General features: G+C 61.8%; 11 protein-coding genes. 4 read left to right on the forward strand and 7 right to left on the reverse strand.

Annotated elements, in window-relative coordinates:
* Nucleotides 1-82 precede the first annotated feature (82 nt).
* Together B5P46_RS13065 and B5P46_RS13070 are read right to left on the reverse strand one after the other, a co-directional pair.
* Nucleotides 83-1,087, reverse strand: coding sequence for an ABC transporter permease (locus B5P46_RS13065; protein WP_129419016.1), 1,005 nt, complete (start codon nt 1,085-1,087; stop codon nt 83-85).
* 77 nt (nt 1,088-1,164) lie between these two features.
* The gene (locus B5P46_RS13070) at nt 1,165-2,691 is read right to left on the reverse strand and encodes a sugar ABC transporter ATP-binding protein (protein WP_129419017.1); all 1,527 of its coding nucleotides are present in this window, start codon (nt 2,689-2,691) and stop codon (nt 1,165-1,167) included.
* Nucleotides 2,692-2,861: 170 nt separating this feature from the next.
* Here B5P46_RS13070 and B5P46_RS13075 point away from each other — a divergent pair, with 170 nt between their 5' ends.
* Nucleotides 2,862-3,893 (forward strand): LacI family DNA-binding transcriptional regulator, encoded by a 1,032-nt coding sequence (locus B5P46_RS13075; RefSeq protein ID WP_011653577.1) that lies wholly within the window; start codon nt 2,862-2,864, stop codon nt 3,891-3,893.
* A 79-nt stretch (nt 3,894-3,972) separates the two neighbouring features.
* Here the strand turns inward: B5P46_RS13075 and xylA are convergent, their stop codons facing one another.
* The 5 genes from xylA to B5P46_RS13100 all read right to left on the reverse strand — a co-directional run bounded on the left by xylA (nt 3,973) and on the right by B5P46_RS13100 (nt 11,014).
* Entirely contained in the window at nt 3,973-5,283 is a 1,311-nt protein-coding gene (gene xylA / locus B5P46_RS13080) for a xylose isomerase (RefSeq protein ID WP_129419018.1), read from the reverse strand.
* 182 nt (nt 5,284-5,465) lie between these two features.
* Entirely contained in the window at nt 5,466-6,920 is a 1,455-nt protein-coding gene (gene xylB, locus B5P46_RS13085; RefSeq protein WP_129419019.1) for a xylulokinase, read from the reverse strand.
* Between the two features lie 21 nt (nt 6,921-6,941).
* Nucleotides 6,942-7,967 carry a LacI family DNA-binding transcriptional regulator gene (locus B5P46_RS13090; protein WP_129419075.1) on the reverse strand — a complete coding sequence of 342 codons (1,026 nt, stop codon included), beginning with the start codon at nt 7,965-7,967 and terminating at the stop codon, nt 6,942-6,944.
* Nucleotides 7,968-8,176: 209 nt separating this feature from the next.
* On the reverse strand, nt 8,177-9,775 hold the full coding sequence (locus B5P46_RS13095; protein ID WP_129419020.1) for a DHA2 family efflux MFS transporter permease subunit: 1,599 nt from the start codon (nt 9,773-9,775) through the stop codon (nt 8,177-8,179).
* A gap of 27 nt (nt 9,776-9,802) precedes the next feature.
* A complete protein-coding gene (locus B5P46_RS13100; RefSeq protein WP_129419021.1) occupies nt 9,803-11,014 on the reverse strand; it encodes an HlyD family secretion protein in 1,212 nt (403 codons plus the stop codon).
* Between the two features lie 151 nt (nt 11,015-11,165).
* On the opposite strand from B5P46_RS13100, the gene B5P46_RS13105 reads away from it, so the two are divergent.
* The 3 genes from B5P46_RS13105 to B5P46_RS13115 all read left to right on the forward strand — a co-directional run bounded on the left by B5P46_RS13105 (nt 11,166) and on the right by B5P46_RS13115 (nt 13,811).
* Nucleotides 11,166-11,858, forward strand: a complete 693-nt coding sequence (locus B5P46_RS13105) for a TetR/AcrR family transcriptional regulator (RefSeq protein WP_129419022.1) — start codon at nt 11,166-11,168, stop codon at nt 11,856-11,858.
* Nucleotides 11,859-12,005: 147 nt separating this feature from the next.
* Entirely contained in the window at nt 12,006-12,845 is an 840-nt protein-coding gene (locus tag B5P46_RS13110) for an AraC family transcriptional regulator (RefSeq protein WP_129419023.1), read from the forward strand.
* Between the two features lie 216 nt (nt 12,846-13,061).
* Nucleotides 13,062-13,811: a TerC family protein gene (locus B5P46_RS13115; protein ID WP_129419024.1), complete on the forward strand. Its 750-nt coding sequence runs from the start codon at nt 13,062-13,064 to the stop codon at nt 13,809-13,811.
* The last annotated feature ends 113 nt before the right edge of the window (nt 13,812-13,924 follow it).

Raw genomic sequence — 13,924 nt, forward strand, 5'->3', positions numbered from 1 at the left:
CATACGGGACCGGACGCCCTGTAAGCCCGATCAATTGTAACCCCGGCCAATTGCAAGCCCGGTCAACTCATAATTTGCCAATTCATGATTTGCGCACCAGCGAGCGCTGGACGAACATCGCGATGATGATGATCGCACCCTGGATAGCGCCGATCAGATATTCGCTGATGAAATTCGAAAGCAGCATGATGTTGCCGACCAGTTCGAGGATGAAGGCGCCGCAGATCGTGCCCCAGACCCTGCCCGCGCCGCCCTTGAGCGCCGTGCCGCCGACGACGACGGCCGTGATCGCCTGCAACTCCCACAGGATACCCGTCGTCGCAGACGTCGAGCCGAGACGGGGAACATAGAGCAGCACGGCAATGGCGACGCACAGCCCCTGGATGACGAAGGCGATCGTCCTGACGCGATTGACCGCGATACCTGAATAGCGGGCGACATCGCTGTTTGATCCCACAGCGACGACGTGGCGCCCGTAGCGGGTGCGGTAGAGGATGAATGCCGCAACCGCCGTCACTGCCAGGATCACCACGATCGGCACCGGTATGCCGGCGACATTGCCGAAATAAGCAGGGCGATAGAGCGTCTGGATATCGGCGGAGCGAAGCGTGATCGCGCCGCCCTGCGACAGCCATGTCGTCAGGCCGCGATAGATGCCCATCGTGCCGAGCGTCGCGATGAATGGCTCGATCCTGCCGACGGTCGTGATCAGGCCGTTTGCCAGACCGCAAAGCGCGCCGGCGACGATCGTGAAGACGGCCGCGACCACGAGCATCAAGGCCGGGTTTTCGATTGCGCCAGAATTCATCAGCAGGATCATCAGGCTGGCGACGAAGGCCACCATCGAGCCCACCGACAGGTCGAGATCGCCGGCAGAAATCACGAAGGTCGCACCGACCGCGATGATAGCGATGAAGGCGCTGCGTGTCGCGACATTGGCAAGGTTGGTGATGCCGATGAAATTAGGATTGACCAGGGCTCCGACGATCAGGAGCAGTGCCAGGGCGACAAAAGGCGCGACCGCACGCAGGTCGACATCCCGCCAGGATCGGCGCCGGATTTCCCTGGTCTCCTCGTTGACACTCATTTCCAAAACCAACCTCCCGCCCCATATTTTCTGGGCATCTTATCTGTCGTCCTGATCGGCGAAGCCTGCTTCAGCCCTCAGGCGGCCGCCTTCTTCTTGAGCCCGGCGGCGTAACGCATGATCTCCTGCTCGGAAATCTCGTCACCCTCGAGCACGCCGACGATACGCCCTTCGCGCATCACCGCCACTCTGGTGCAGAGGCCGATGACCTCCGGCATCTCCGACGACACGACGATGATCGACCGGCCGTCCCGGGCGAGTGCCGAGATGAAATGATAGATCTGCTGCTTGGTGCCGACATCGATGCCGCGCGTCGGCTCGTCGATGATGATGATCTGTGGCTCGGTCTCCATGACCTTGGCGAGCAGCAGCTTCTGCTGGTTCCCGCCCGACATGCGGCCGGCGACGATATTGCCGTCGCGAACCCTGATATCGAAACGGCGCTTGGCCTTTGCCATCGCGGCCGCCTCGCTGCCCGGGCTGAGATAGCCGTGACGAGCATGCCTTCCGAGCGATTGCAGTGTCAGATTGGTCACCATGCCGGAGCGCAGCAGCAGGCCTTTCGACTTGCGGTCCTTGGTCATATAGGCGAGCCCGCAGCGATTGGCGGCATGCACGTCGCCGGAGGGAACCGTTTCCCCCTTGATGACCACCTCGCCCTCGAGACGGGTCCGCAACCCGGCGATCGCTTCCATCAGCTCGGTGCGACCAGAGCCGATCATGCCTGAAAAACCGATGATCTCGCCCTTGCGCACCTCGAAGCTCGCATCCTTCACATAGCCCGTCGACACCGAGGCGACGCTGAGGACGATTTCCTCGTCGACATCAGGCTCGACCTTGGCGGGATAGAGGCTGGAAAGTTCGCGACCGACCATCAACTGTGCGATCGATTCCCCGTCCAGAATGGACGTCGGCGATGTCTTGATCCACTGGCCATCACGCAGCACGGTGACGCGGTCGGTCAACTCCATCACCTCGTCGAGCTTGTGGGACACGAAGACGAAGCTCGTACCCTGGTCGCGCAGCTTGCGAACCTGCTTGAACAGCATACTGGTCTCTTCCCGCGACAGCACCGCGGTCGGCTCGTCCATGAACACGACCCGCGCGTCGCGGCTGATTGCCTTGGCGATTTCGACCATCTGCTTGTCGGCGATGGAAAGCGTGCTGATCAGCGCATTCTCATCGACATGCGAACCGAGCACGTCGAGAACCTTGCGGGTCTCCGACCGCATATATTTGCGGTCAAGCACGCCGAAGCGCGTGACTTCGCGCCCGAGAAAAAGGCTCTCTGTCACGGTCAGATGTTCGGCGAGGTTGAATTCCTGGTGAATGATGACGATGCCGAGTGCCTCGGCGGCGCCGTTGGGCGGCAGGACGACGGGCTTGCCGTCGAGCAGGATTTCGCCGGAGCTGGGCTGCTCGAAACCGGACAAAACCTTGACAAGCGTGGACTTGCCGGCGCCATTTTCACCCATGAGTGCATGGATTTCGCCGGCGCGGAGATCGAAGTTCACACTGAAGAGGACCTGCACTCCACTGAAGGATTTGCATATGCGCCTGGCGGACAGCACCACGGGTGCGGTGTCGGCGGTCTCCACGGTCATCTGGCCCTCCCCAAAGCGGCTCCCCGTCCGCTCTGACGCCTTATGTAAACCTTTACATACATCGTGTAAAGGTTTACATCGTTGATTTACACAGATCAGTTGAAGCCCGCCTTTGACCTCTCGACAAGTCTGTGTAGTGTCGCGGCGAAGACAGCCCAAGGCAGAGCTCAGTGTCGAATTCCACGCCCGCAACCATCGAAGACGTCGCCCGGATCGCCGAGGTCTCCATCGCGACGGTTTCCCGGGCAATCCACATGCCGGAGAAGGTCGCCAACTCCACGCGCCTCAAGGTCAACCAGGCGATCGCCATCACCGGCTATACGACCAATGCCATGGCGCGCAGCCTGAGGCTCGGCCGCTCCAACATGATCCTTGTCGTGGCGCCCGATATCGGCGATCCCAATTTCTCCAACATTCTCGTCGGGCTGGAGAACGAAGCGCGCGCGCACGGCTACGGCATCCTGATCGGCCACACGCAGAACGACGCCCAGCGCGGCCTCGAATATCTGAAATTCTTAAATTCCAACCAGGCTGCCGGGCTGATCCTCTTCACCGGCATCCTGCCCTTCGGGCATCAGACGATGACCGCGCGGCTGCCGCCGAGCGTCGGCGTTTTCGAGCCCGTGTTCAACGGCGGCATTCCCTATGTCGGCGTCGACGATACCGAAGGCGCGCGAAAGGCGGTGGATCTGCTGCTGGCCGAAGGGCATCGCAAGATCGCCTTCATCGGCGATTCGCGCACCCGGCTTGCCTATACCAGGCGCCGTATGGGTTACGATGCCGGTCTCGATGCCGCCGGCATCCCGCCCGACACCAGGATCGTGCTCGAAGGTGACGGCACGATCGAAAGCGGGCGGCATGCGGTCGAACAGCTTTTCATGCGCGACACGCTTCCAACCGCCTTCATGTGCGTCAACGACCAGACGGCGATCGGCGTCATGGTCGGCCTCGGCGCGCGAGGCTACGACATCCCGCGGGATTTCTCGGTGACCGGTTTCGACGACGTGCCGCAGGCCGTCTTCATATCCCCACCGTTGACCACGATCCGCCAGCCGAGAACGGCGATCGGCAAGCAGGCGATGGCGCTGCTGCTGGAACTCCTGTCCGATGGACGACCGACCGAAACGGAAATCCTGCTGCGGCCGGATCTGGTGGTTCGAAACTCCGTCTCAGCGCCGTCGCGCAACTGGTCGAAACGCTGAGCCAACACAGGCTGAGGACTTCCCGCCGGTGCCCGTCAGAAGAGTTACGCCGGCGGCCGATGACCGCCGGCGTGCTTTATCAGACGTAACGGTTGACGACGTTCTCCAGCAGTTCCTGCTTGCCCGACCGCGGCTGCGGGTTGACGTCGTGGCTCTCGACATAGTGGCTGATCTCATCCAGCGAATATTCGCCGCGGAAGAGCTTCTGCGCCTCGGCAGATTCCCAGCCGGCATAACGATCGGCGAGCGGCTGCGACAGAGCCTTGTCCTCGATCATCTTGGCAGCGGCCTTCATGCCGCGAGCGCAGCAATCCATGCCGCCGATATGGCCGATCAGCAGATCCGCCGGGTCGAGAGACTGGCGGCGCAGCTTCGAGTCGAAGTTGGTGCCGCCGGTCTTGAAGCCGCCACCAGCCAGAACATGGTAATAGGCGAGCGCCATTTCGGGAACATTGTTCGGGAACTGGTCGGTATCCCAGCCGGACTGGTAATCGTTGCGGTTCATGTCGATCGAGCCGAAGATGCCGAGCGCATTGGCAAGCGCCAGCTCGTGCTCGAAGGAGTGGCCGGCAAGGATCGCGTGGCCCTGCTCGATATTGAGCTTCACCTCGTTTTCAAGGCCGTGCTTCTTGAGGAAGCCATAGACGGTCGCGACGTCATAGTCATACTGGTGCTTGGTCGGCTCCTGCGGCTTCGGCTCGATCAGGATCGTGCCCTTGTAGCCGATCTTGTGCTTGTATTCGACGACGAGGTTGAGGAAGCGGCCGAGTTGGTCGAGCTCGCGGCCAATATCGGTGTTGAGCAGCGTCTCGTAACCTTCGCGGCCGCCCCAGAGCACGTAGTTTTCGCCGCCGAGCTTCTGCGTGGCATCGATGCAGGTCTTTACCGTCGCGGCTGCAAAAGCGAAGACGTCAGGATCCGGATTGGTCGCGGCGCCCGACATATAGCGGCGGTGGGAGAAGAGGTTCGCCGTGCCCCAGAGCAGCTTGGTGCCGGTTGCAGCCTGCTTCTCGGCGAAATAATCGACGATCTCGTTGAGGTTTTTGGTGTTCTCGGCGAAAGTCTTGCCTTCGGGACGCACGTCGGCGTCATGGAAGCAGTAATAGGGCGAGCCGAGCAGCGAGAAGAATTCGAAGGCGACGTCGGCCTTGAGCTTGGCGGCCTTCATCGTATCCTCGAACCAGGGACGCAGGAAAGTCTGGCCGCCGAAGGGATCGCCGCCCGGCCAGGTGAAAGTGTGCCAATAGGCCACGGCAAAGCGCAGATGGTCTTCCATCCGCTTGCCCATGACGATCTCGTCCGGCTGGTAATGGCGGAAGGCCAGCGGATTGGTGCTGTCGGGGCCTTCGTATTTTACTTTCTGGATATCGCCGAAAAATCCGGTGCTCATATTGGTTCTCCTTGGGTTCGCAGTTCAGTGTTGTTGTTCGTGCCATCCAGCCCCCTCATCCGACCCTTCGGGCCACCTTCTCCCCGAGGGGAGAAGGGGAATGAGGCCTCGCCGCGAGTCTCTTCTCCCCAGCGGGGAGAAGGTGCCGGCAGGCGGATGAGGGGGCCGCTGGGCTCCAGCTCTCAATGCGCCAGCGACTTGATCGCCGGGTAAAGTGCCCGATAACGCTTGTAGGCATCCTCATAAGCGCCGCTCAGTGCCGACGCCGGCTCGATCGTCCCGGCCGTCACCGGCGGCGTGCAGACGGCAATCGGATCCGCGCCCGTTGCTGCGATCAGCCCGAGGCGGGCGGCGCCGAAGGCCGCGCCGAAATCGCCGTCGGCCGGGAGGTCGACCGGAACGCCGAGTGCGGTCGCGATCGACGCCAGCCAGTAACGCGAGCGCGAACCACCACCGATCGCCGTCACGCGGGATATGCCGGTGCCGGCCGAACGCAGCGCTTCGAGATTGTCGCGGATGGCGAAGGCGACACCTTCGAGCACCGCCTGGGTAAGAACGACACGGCTGCTTTCATGTTCGAGGCCGATGAAGGCGCCGCGGATGACAGCATCATTGTGCGGCGTGCGCTCGCCGGAGAGATAGGGCAGGAAGGTGACACCGGTGGGCGCCTTCAGCATCTCGCCGAGTTCGCCGGTGAGATCGGCGGCCGACTTGCCGGTGACACCGGAATGCCAGTTCAGCGCATCGGTCGCCGAGAGGATGACGCCCATCTGGTGCCAGGTGTTCGGCAGCGCGTGGCAGAAGGCATGCACGGCGCTTTCCGGCTTCGGCAAATAGGAAGCGTTGGCGGCAAAAAGCACGCCCGAGGTGCCGAGCGAGACGAAGGCAGCACCATCGCTGACCGTGCCCATGCCGCAGGCCGAGGCCGCATTGTCGCCGGCACCGCCGGCAACGACGACATCACCGGAAATGCCCCATTGCCCCGCTAGTTCGGACCGCAGCTTGCCGGCCTGTTCGGTGCCTTCGACGAGCGCCGGCATCTGCTCCTCGGAAAGGTTGGTGGCGGCCAGCAGTTCGGAGGACCAGGCGCGCTTGCCGGTGTCCAGCCAGGAGGTGCCGGCAGAATCCGACATTTCCGAGATATATTCGCCGGTCAGCCAAAGACGCAGATAGTCCTTCGGCAACAGCACCTTGGCGATCTTGGCGAAGACATCGGGCTCATGCTTCTCGACCCAGGCGAGCTTCGGTGCCGTGAAGCCGGGGAAGACGATGTTGCCGGTGAGCGCGCGGAAACGCGGATCGGCATCGAGTGCCGCGGCCTCGACGTAGCTGCGCGTATCGTTCCAGAGGATACACGGGCGCAGCACCTTGTCGGTCGCATCGATGAGCGTTGCGCCATGCATCTGGCCGGAAAGGCCGATGCCCTTGACCGCGGCAAGCTCCTTCGGATGTTTTGCCTTGAGGCCGGCAACGGCCTCCTCCGTGGCGCGCACCCAGTGGGCGGGCTCCTGCTCCGACCAGCCGGAATGCGGACGCGAGACGTCGAGCGAACCGTTGGCCGAGCCGACGATCTTCTGATCACCGTCGATCAGCATCGCCTTGACGCCGGAGGTTCCGAGATCGAGACCCAGATACATGTGGTGTTTCTCCCTTTGCCGTTACGGCAGATTGTCTTTCAGGAATATGTCGAGGCGGATGCGCTCCTGCGCTTCGATGACGGCAAGCCCGTCCGCCTTGGCTTTCAGCACGCGGATCGCGCTGCGCACCTCATGGCCGGCATCCTGATTGAGGATCGCATCGATCGTATTGTCGATCAGTGCTGCGCGCGTGTGGGCGGTCAGTTCGTGGGCAATTACGGTCAGCACGCGGTCGACGGCCTTTTCCTTCAACGCCCGGATCAGGCCGCGATTGCCGGCGCCGAGGCTGTAGACGCCGATGATGCCGGCATTCCTGGCGAGCGCGTCGGCAACGAGCATATGGGCGATCTCGGGATCGTCGCGGCCTTCGAGAACCGGCAGGATCGCCAGATCAGGAAATTCCTCGGCCATGACAGCGGTGAAGCCCTCCAGCCGCTCGCGATGGTCACGCACCAGCATGGAGCCGGCGAGCACGGCGATTTCGCCTTTTCGCGGCCCGAGGAATCGTCCGAGCAGACGGGCGGCCGTGCGGCCGGCGGCGATATTGTCGACGCCTGCATAGTGATGGCGCAGCGAGCCCGTGAGATCGGAAACCAGGGTGACGATGGGAAAGCGCTCGCGCACCAGCCTGTCGACGGCGGCGCGCACGTCAGGCGCATCGGTCGCAACCAGCGCGATGCCGCAGGGCTTTTCCCGGGCGAGCCCTTCCAGCACGGAGACGAGAGCGGCCGGATCGAAAGCCGGCACCTCGATGGTGCGGATATCGGTGCGCTCGGCTGGCGAACGGAGGACTGCCTGGCGGATCTCGGCATTGAGCCCGTGCATGAAGGAATTGTCGCTGGCCGGGAGGATGAAGACCAGCGGATAGGTGCGCCCCTTGGCAAGATTGGCGGCGGCGACGTCTCTGACGTAACCGAGCTCGCGGATCGCGGTCTCGACCCTTTCCCGCGTGACGTGGCGCACACCGGGACGCTGGTTGAGAACCCGGTCGACAGTCGCGAGACTGACACCGGCAGCGGCGGCGATATCGTGAACAGTTGGCCTCATCATTCCTCCTGACGAGACCATTAGCGCCAATTTTGATGTACGTAAATCAAAAAATCGAACAGGCCGATTTCCGCATGATTTTTCCGGCATTGGCTACCCGATTCGGACCAATCGGAGCGGAGACCATCCGCGTGATGGCACAGCGGCTGCAAAACAGCAACAAAAAGGCCCTCCGAAGAGGGCCTTTTCAAGGGGCGGCTGGCCGGAGGTCAGTGGCCGCCGCCACCTCCCCCGCCTTGCGGCGCGGGTTTCTTGATCATGGCGACACCGAGTATCATTGCCAAAAAAAGCACCGTCAGGATCAGGAACACGTCGCTGAAGGAGAGGATGACTGCCTGCGTGGTGGCAAGGCCGACCATCTGCTTGATCGCCACCGAAGCGCCATCCATGCCGTAACTGTTGAAATTGGCGGCCATGTTGTTCATCTGGTCGATCGCCGCCGGATTGCCCCAGTCCATATTCTCCCGCAGCCGCTCGTAGTGCACGTCCTGCCGGTTGGTCAGCACGGTATTGATGACGGCAAGGCCGACGGCGCCGCCGAGGTTTCTGGTCAGATTGAACAGGCCGGACGCGCCGCGGATGCGCGCGGGCGGCATCGTGCCGAGCGCGATATTGTTGATCGGCACCATGCACATCATCAGCCCGAAGCCGCGCAGGATCTGCGGGATGAAGAGCTCGTAGAAATCCCAATCCGCCGTCAGATGCATCATGATGAAGGTGCCGGCGGCGAAGCTGACGAAGCCGATCACCATCATCAGCCGCAGATCCATCTTGGTCGACAGCCGCCCGGCGATCGGCGCGGTGAAGAACATCGCAAGCCCCGAGACGAACATCGTCTCGCCGATCATCAGTGAATCATAGCCACGGATGCGCCCGAGATAGACCGGATAGATATAGGTGAGACCATAGAGGCCGATGCCCATGACGAAGGAAAACACCGAGCCGAAGGAGAAATTCCGGTTCGAAAAGGCCTTGAGGTCGACGACGGGGAAATCCACCGTGAAGGCGCGATAGAAGAAGACGATGGCCGCAACGCCGGAGGCAACCGCTGCGATGGTGATGAAACTGTCGTTGAACCAGTCGTTCGAATTGCCCTCTTCGAGCACATATTCCAGCGCGCCGAGGAAGACGCCCATCGAGATCAGACCCCACCAGTCGAACTTCTTGAAGAGGGACAGTTCCGGCTTGTCGAAATCGATGAAGTTCCAGGTGACGATCGTGACGATGATGCCGGGCACGATGTTGACGAGGAACAGCCAGTGCCAGGAAAAGGCATGGCTGAGATAACCGCCGACGGTCGGGCCGATGGTCGGCGCCAGTGTTGCGATCAAGCCGATGATCGGCGAGACGATGCTGCGCTTCGACGGCGGGAAGATGGTGAAGGCTGCCGCGAACACCGACGGGATCATGCCGCCGCCGATGAAGCCTTGGATGACCCGGTAGACGATCATCTGGTCGATATTCGTCGCCGTCGCGGCAAGCGCGCTCGCCATGGTGAAGCCGGCGGCCGAGATCGCGAAAAGATAACGCGTCGAGATGATGCGTGCCAGCGTGCCCGAAAGCGGGATCATGATCACTTCGGCGATCAGATAGGACGTCTGCACCCAGCCGATCTCGTCGCTGCCGGCCGAAAGGCCGGCCTGGATTTCGGCAAGCGAGGCCGAGACGATCTGGATGTCGAGGATCGACATGAACATGCCGAGCACCATCGCGAAGAAGGCAATGAGCTTCTTCGGATCCATGCGCTCGTCGGCATGGGCGGGTGCCGCCGGCATCGTCCCCGCCGTTGCTGTCGCGCTCCCGGCCATCAGATCACCTCTGCCTTTCCTGAAGGCTTACTTGCTCGGCGCCGTACGTGTGTCGACGTCAACGACGACGCTCAGGCCCGCGCGCAGACGCCCGCTGTCCAGTGCGTCCTGCGGCAGCGCGATGCGCACCGGCACGCGCTGGATCACCTTGGTAAAGTTGCCGGTGGCATTTTCCGGCGGCAGCAGCGAAAAGACCGAGCCGGAAGCCGGCGAGATCGATTCGACGGTGCCGACGATCGGATGATCGCTATAGGCATCGACCTGGACGTTAACCTTCGAGCCCGGCACCAGATGCTGGATCTGCGTTTCCTTGAAATTGGCGTCGATGTAGAGCTGGCGCACCGGAACGAGCGCCATCAGGCGCTGGCCGGGAGAGACGAGGTCGCCTTCCTGGACGGAGCGGTTGCCGACAATGCCGTCATAAGGCGCCTTCAGCACGGTGAAGGAAATGTCACGGACGGCCTTGTCGCGCGAGATTTCCAGCGAACGGACCGAGCCTTCGGCTTCCTTGCGCTGAGCCTGGAGAATAGTGATGTTGGCCTGTGCCGCGGTGATGTTGGCGTCGCCGCCGGCAAGATTGGCCTTGGCCTGGTCGAGGGCGATATTGGCGTTGTCGAGATCGGCGGCGGTGCCGACCGACTTCGCCTGAAGGTCGCTCTGGCGCTTCTGGGTGATCTCCGCACCGCGAACGGCCGCTTCGAGTGCCACCTTCTGCGCCTGCGCCTGCACGAGGCTCGCATTCGCGCCTTCGATCTGCGCGTCGATACGCTGCAGCGAAAGCTGTTCGGTGACGATCTGGGCCTGGGCCAAGTCGAGGGCGTTCTGGTAGTCGCCGTTATCAAGCGTGGCAAGCACGTCGCCCGCTTTGACTTCCTGGTTGGCGACAACGTTCACCTTCGCGACGTAGCCCGTGACCTTCGGCGAAATCGTTGCGATATCGCCTTCGATATAGGCGTCGTCGGTCGACACCATGAAGCGGCCGTTCGTCCACCATTCGTAACCATACCAGCCGCCGCCTGCGAGAAGGGCGAGCACGACGATCGGCAGCACCGGGCTGCGGCGCTTCTTCGCAGCCGCGGGTGCGGCGACAGAAGCCGGCGCCGACTGCGCGGGAGCAGAGGGAACTTCGCGGGCTTCCGCCGTCGGAGCTTCCACAGCCGCGACGTCGGCTTTAACCTCTTCGGTCCCGGCGTTTTCGCTAACGATACGCGCGACGTTGCTCTTCTGGTTGCTCGACATGGCTAATTTACCGATCTGGAGGAAATAATCGAACTGAACGGTTCGGTTCAGTTGACTTAAACCTGTTTTATCGTCATATCAAGATGTATAGAACCAATCGGTTCGATTTCTTTTAAAGAAGATGCGAAACCGTCAACACGGTTAAGGGGACATGACGCTGACACCCGACCACGCCGCCGTATTCAGTCCTCCCGCTGCCGGAGGCCGATTTGCCGCAGGCGAAGATCCGGCCAAGCGCCAGCAGATCCTCGCCGGCGCCAAGCGCGTCTTCATGAAGATGGGTTTCGACGCCGCCAGCATGAACGACGTGACGCGCGAGGCCGGAGTCTCGAAGGGAACGCTCTACGTCTATTTCACCAACAAGGAAGAATTGTTTTCGGCGATGATCGAGACCGAGCGCGCCTCCTTCGTGGCGGCCGTGCGCACGGCGCTTGCCGAACATGACGACCCCGAAGCCGGCCTGTACGAATTCGGGATAAGCTTCGTCACCCATATGACTGATGAAAAGGTCATCAGCGCGATGCGCACCGTTCTCGGCGTTCGCGACCGCATGCCGGTGCTCTGTCAACGCTTCTTCAAGGGTCCGGAAAACCTGCGCACCATCATGCGCGACTTCCTGGAACGGCACATCGCCGAAGGCAGGTTTGAGATCGACGACATCGATCTCGCCGCCGGCCAGTTCCTCGATCTCGCCAGCGGTAGTTTCTTCAAGCTTCGCCTGTTCGGAAGCATGGAAGAGCCGCCGCCGCGTGACGAAATCGAGCGCGTCATCCGCGGCGCGATCCGGGTCTTCATGGCCGCCTACGGCGCGCGCCGGCACGAGACCGCCCGACCGCGCCCTTGACCCCCACCGTCCATCGGCCAAAATTCCGCAATAGAGATCAAAACCGGCTGCCGGCCTTCCTTTAAGGAAGAAGCCGCGACCACTGCAAAGTGTTACAGCGTCCTTTGCGCCTCTCAAAAAGAGGCGCGGCGCTGTAGGAGAATGAGGATGAGCGCCGTCGGACGGGCGATCTGGTTCATCGAGAGCCATTTCGAAAGCGATATATCGCTGGAGGAGATATCGGAAGCAGCCGGATTGTCGCGCTACCATTTGTCGCGCGTCTTCGGGCTCGTCACCGGTCACTCGATCAGCGGCTATATAAGAGGGCGCCGCCTCAGCCGCGCCGTGCCGGCGTTGGTCGGCGGTTCATCCACCATTCTCGAGGTTGCGCTTTGCGCGGGCTACGGCTCGCACGAGGCCTTCACCCGTGCCTTCCGCGACCAGTTCGGCATGACGCCGGATGCGGTGCGCAGACAGGGGCACGCCCGTAACCTTGTCTTGCTGGAGCCGATCAGAATGGACCCCGCCCACCTCAACGACCTCGAACCGCCCCGCTTCGAAACCCTTCAACCGATGCTGTTTGCCGGCCTGCAGGAGACCTACCCCTATGGCGGCAATGCCGCCATCCCCTCCCTCTGGCAGAAATTCAATGCCCATTTCGGTCATATCTCCCGCCAGAAAGGCAATGTCGCCTACGGTATCTGTACCCATATCGACGGCGAAGCGGAGAAATTCCGCTATATGGCCGCGGTCGAAATTTCCGATGACGGCGATCTGCCGGCAGATTTCGCAACGCTCAAGCTTCCAGGCCAGCGCTACGTCGTCTTTGTCCATCGCGGCCACGTATCCGGCATTCCGGCGACCATGAACCGGATATTTGGCGCATGGTGGCCGACCTCTGGCCTGGAGCACGGCGACACACCCGACATGTTCGAGCGCTACGACGAGCGCTTCGACCCCTATACCGGCATGGGCGTCACCGAAATCTGGTTGCCGGTCAGAGCATGATGCCGAAAAGTGCGAGCGGTTTTCGGACGGACATCATGCTCTAACTTTTTAATTTAGAACAGGATTCAAATTTAAGGCCGACCCGGCCTTAAATCCTGTTCTAGGGAATAAAAGTCACATCGGCTTCGTATACCCCCTTGCGGCGCTTGCCTGGCAGGCCGGCGACATTACATTGCGAGCGTCATTACTCATGTGACGCAAAGGGGATATATGCTGATGCAGGAAATCATGACGCTCATTCAGGATCCGGCCGCCTGGGTGGCGCTCATCACGCTGGTGGTGATGGAAGTCGTTCTCGGGATCGACAACCTGATCTTCATTTCCATTCTCACCAACAAACTGCCGCCCGAGCACCGCGAGAAGGCCCGCAAGATCGGCATCGGCCTTGCGCTCGTCATGCGTCTCGTCCTGCTCGGCACCATCGCCTGGATCGTGCAACTGACCGAACCGCTGTTTGAAGCCTTCGGCCACGGGTTCTCCTGGAAGGACCTGATCCTGATTGCCGGCGGTCTGTTCCTCGTCTGGAAGGCCACCAAGGAAATCCATCACACCGTCGATCCGGAAGACCATCAGGAAGATTTCATCGCAAAGTCGACCACGACAGGCTTTGCATCGGCCATCGGCCAGATCCTGCTGCTCGACCTCGTCTTCTCCGTCGACAGCATCATCACCGCCGTCGGCATGACGCCGCATCTGCCGATCATGGTGGTCGCCGTCGTCGCCGCCGTCACCGTCATGCTTGTTGCCGCGACCCCGCTTGCCAACTTCATCGAGAGGAACCCGACGATCGTCATGCTGGCGCTCGCCTTCCTGCTGATGATCGGCACGACGCTGATCGCCGAAGGCATGGGCTTCCATGTGCCGAAGGGCTACGTCTATGCCGCCATGGCCTTCTCGGCGGCGGTCGAGGTGCTGAACATGTTCGCGCGCAACGCCCGCAAGCGCAAACGCGACGCCGCCCATTGAGGCTTGGGCAGGAGGGCGCGGCGGAACCGGCGCGCCCTCACGCAATGCCATCGGGCCTTTGCAGGCGTGGTTTTTCTTGACGCGCCCGGTTGAATATGGCCTAAGGCCAGCCG

It is taken from the genome of Rhizobium leguminosarum (assembly GCF_004123835.1).
In the GTDB taxonomy this organism is placed as follows: domain Bacteria; phylum Pseudomonadota; class Alphaproteobacteria; order Rhizobiales; family Rhizobiaceae; genus Rhizobium; species Rhizobium leguminosarum_M.

Coding starts and splice junctions, on each gene's coding strand:
- B5P46_RS13105 (WP_129419022.1), top strand. CDS start 11,166: ATGACGCTGACACCCGACCACGCCGCCGTATTCAGTCCTCCCGCTGCC.
- B5P46_RS13065 (WP_129419016.1), bottom strand. CDS start 1,087: ATGAGTGTCAACGAGGAGACCAGGGAAATCCGGCGCCGATCCTGGCGG.
- B5P46_RS13095 (WP_129419020.1), bottom strand. CDS start 9,775: ATGGCCGGGAGCGCGACAGCAACGGCGGGGACGATGCCGGCGGCACCC.
- xylA (WP_129419018.1), bottom strand. CDS start 5,283: ATGAGCACCGGATTTTTCGGCGATATCCAGAAAGTAAAATACGAAGGC.
- B5P46_RS13070 (WP_129419017.1), bottom strand. CDS start 2,691: ATGACCGTGGAGACCGCCGACACCGCACCCGTGGTGCTGTCCGCCAGG.
- xylB (WP_129419019.1), bottom strand. CDS start 6,920: ATGTATCTGGGTCTCGATCTCGGAACCTCCGGCGTCAAGGCGATGCTG.
- B5P46_RS13115 (WP_129419024.1), top strand. CDS start 13,062: ATGCAGGAAATCATGACGCTCATTCAGGATCCGGCCGCCTGGGTGGCG.
- B5P46_RS13100 (WP_129419021.1), bottom strand. CDS start 11,014: ATGTCGAGCAACCAGAAGAGCAACGTCGCGCGTATCGTTAGCGAAAAC.
- B5P46_RS13110 (WP_129419023.1), top strand. CDS start 12,006: ATGAGCGCCGTCGGACGGGCGATCTGGTTCATCGAGAGCCATTTCGAA.
- B5P46_RS13090 (WP_129419075.1), bottom strand. CDS start 7,967: ATGAGGCCAACTGTTCACGATATCGCCGCCGCTGCCGGTGTCAGTCTC.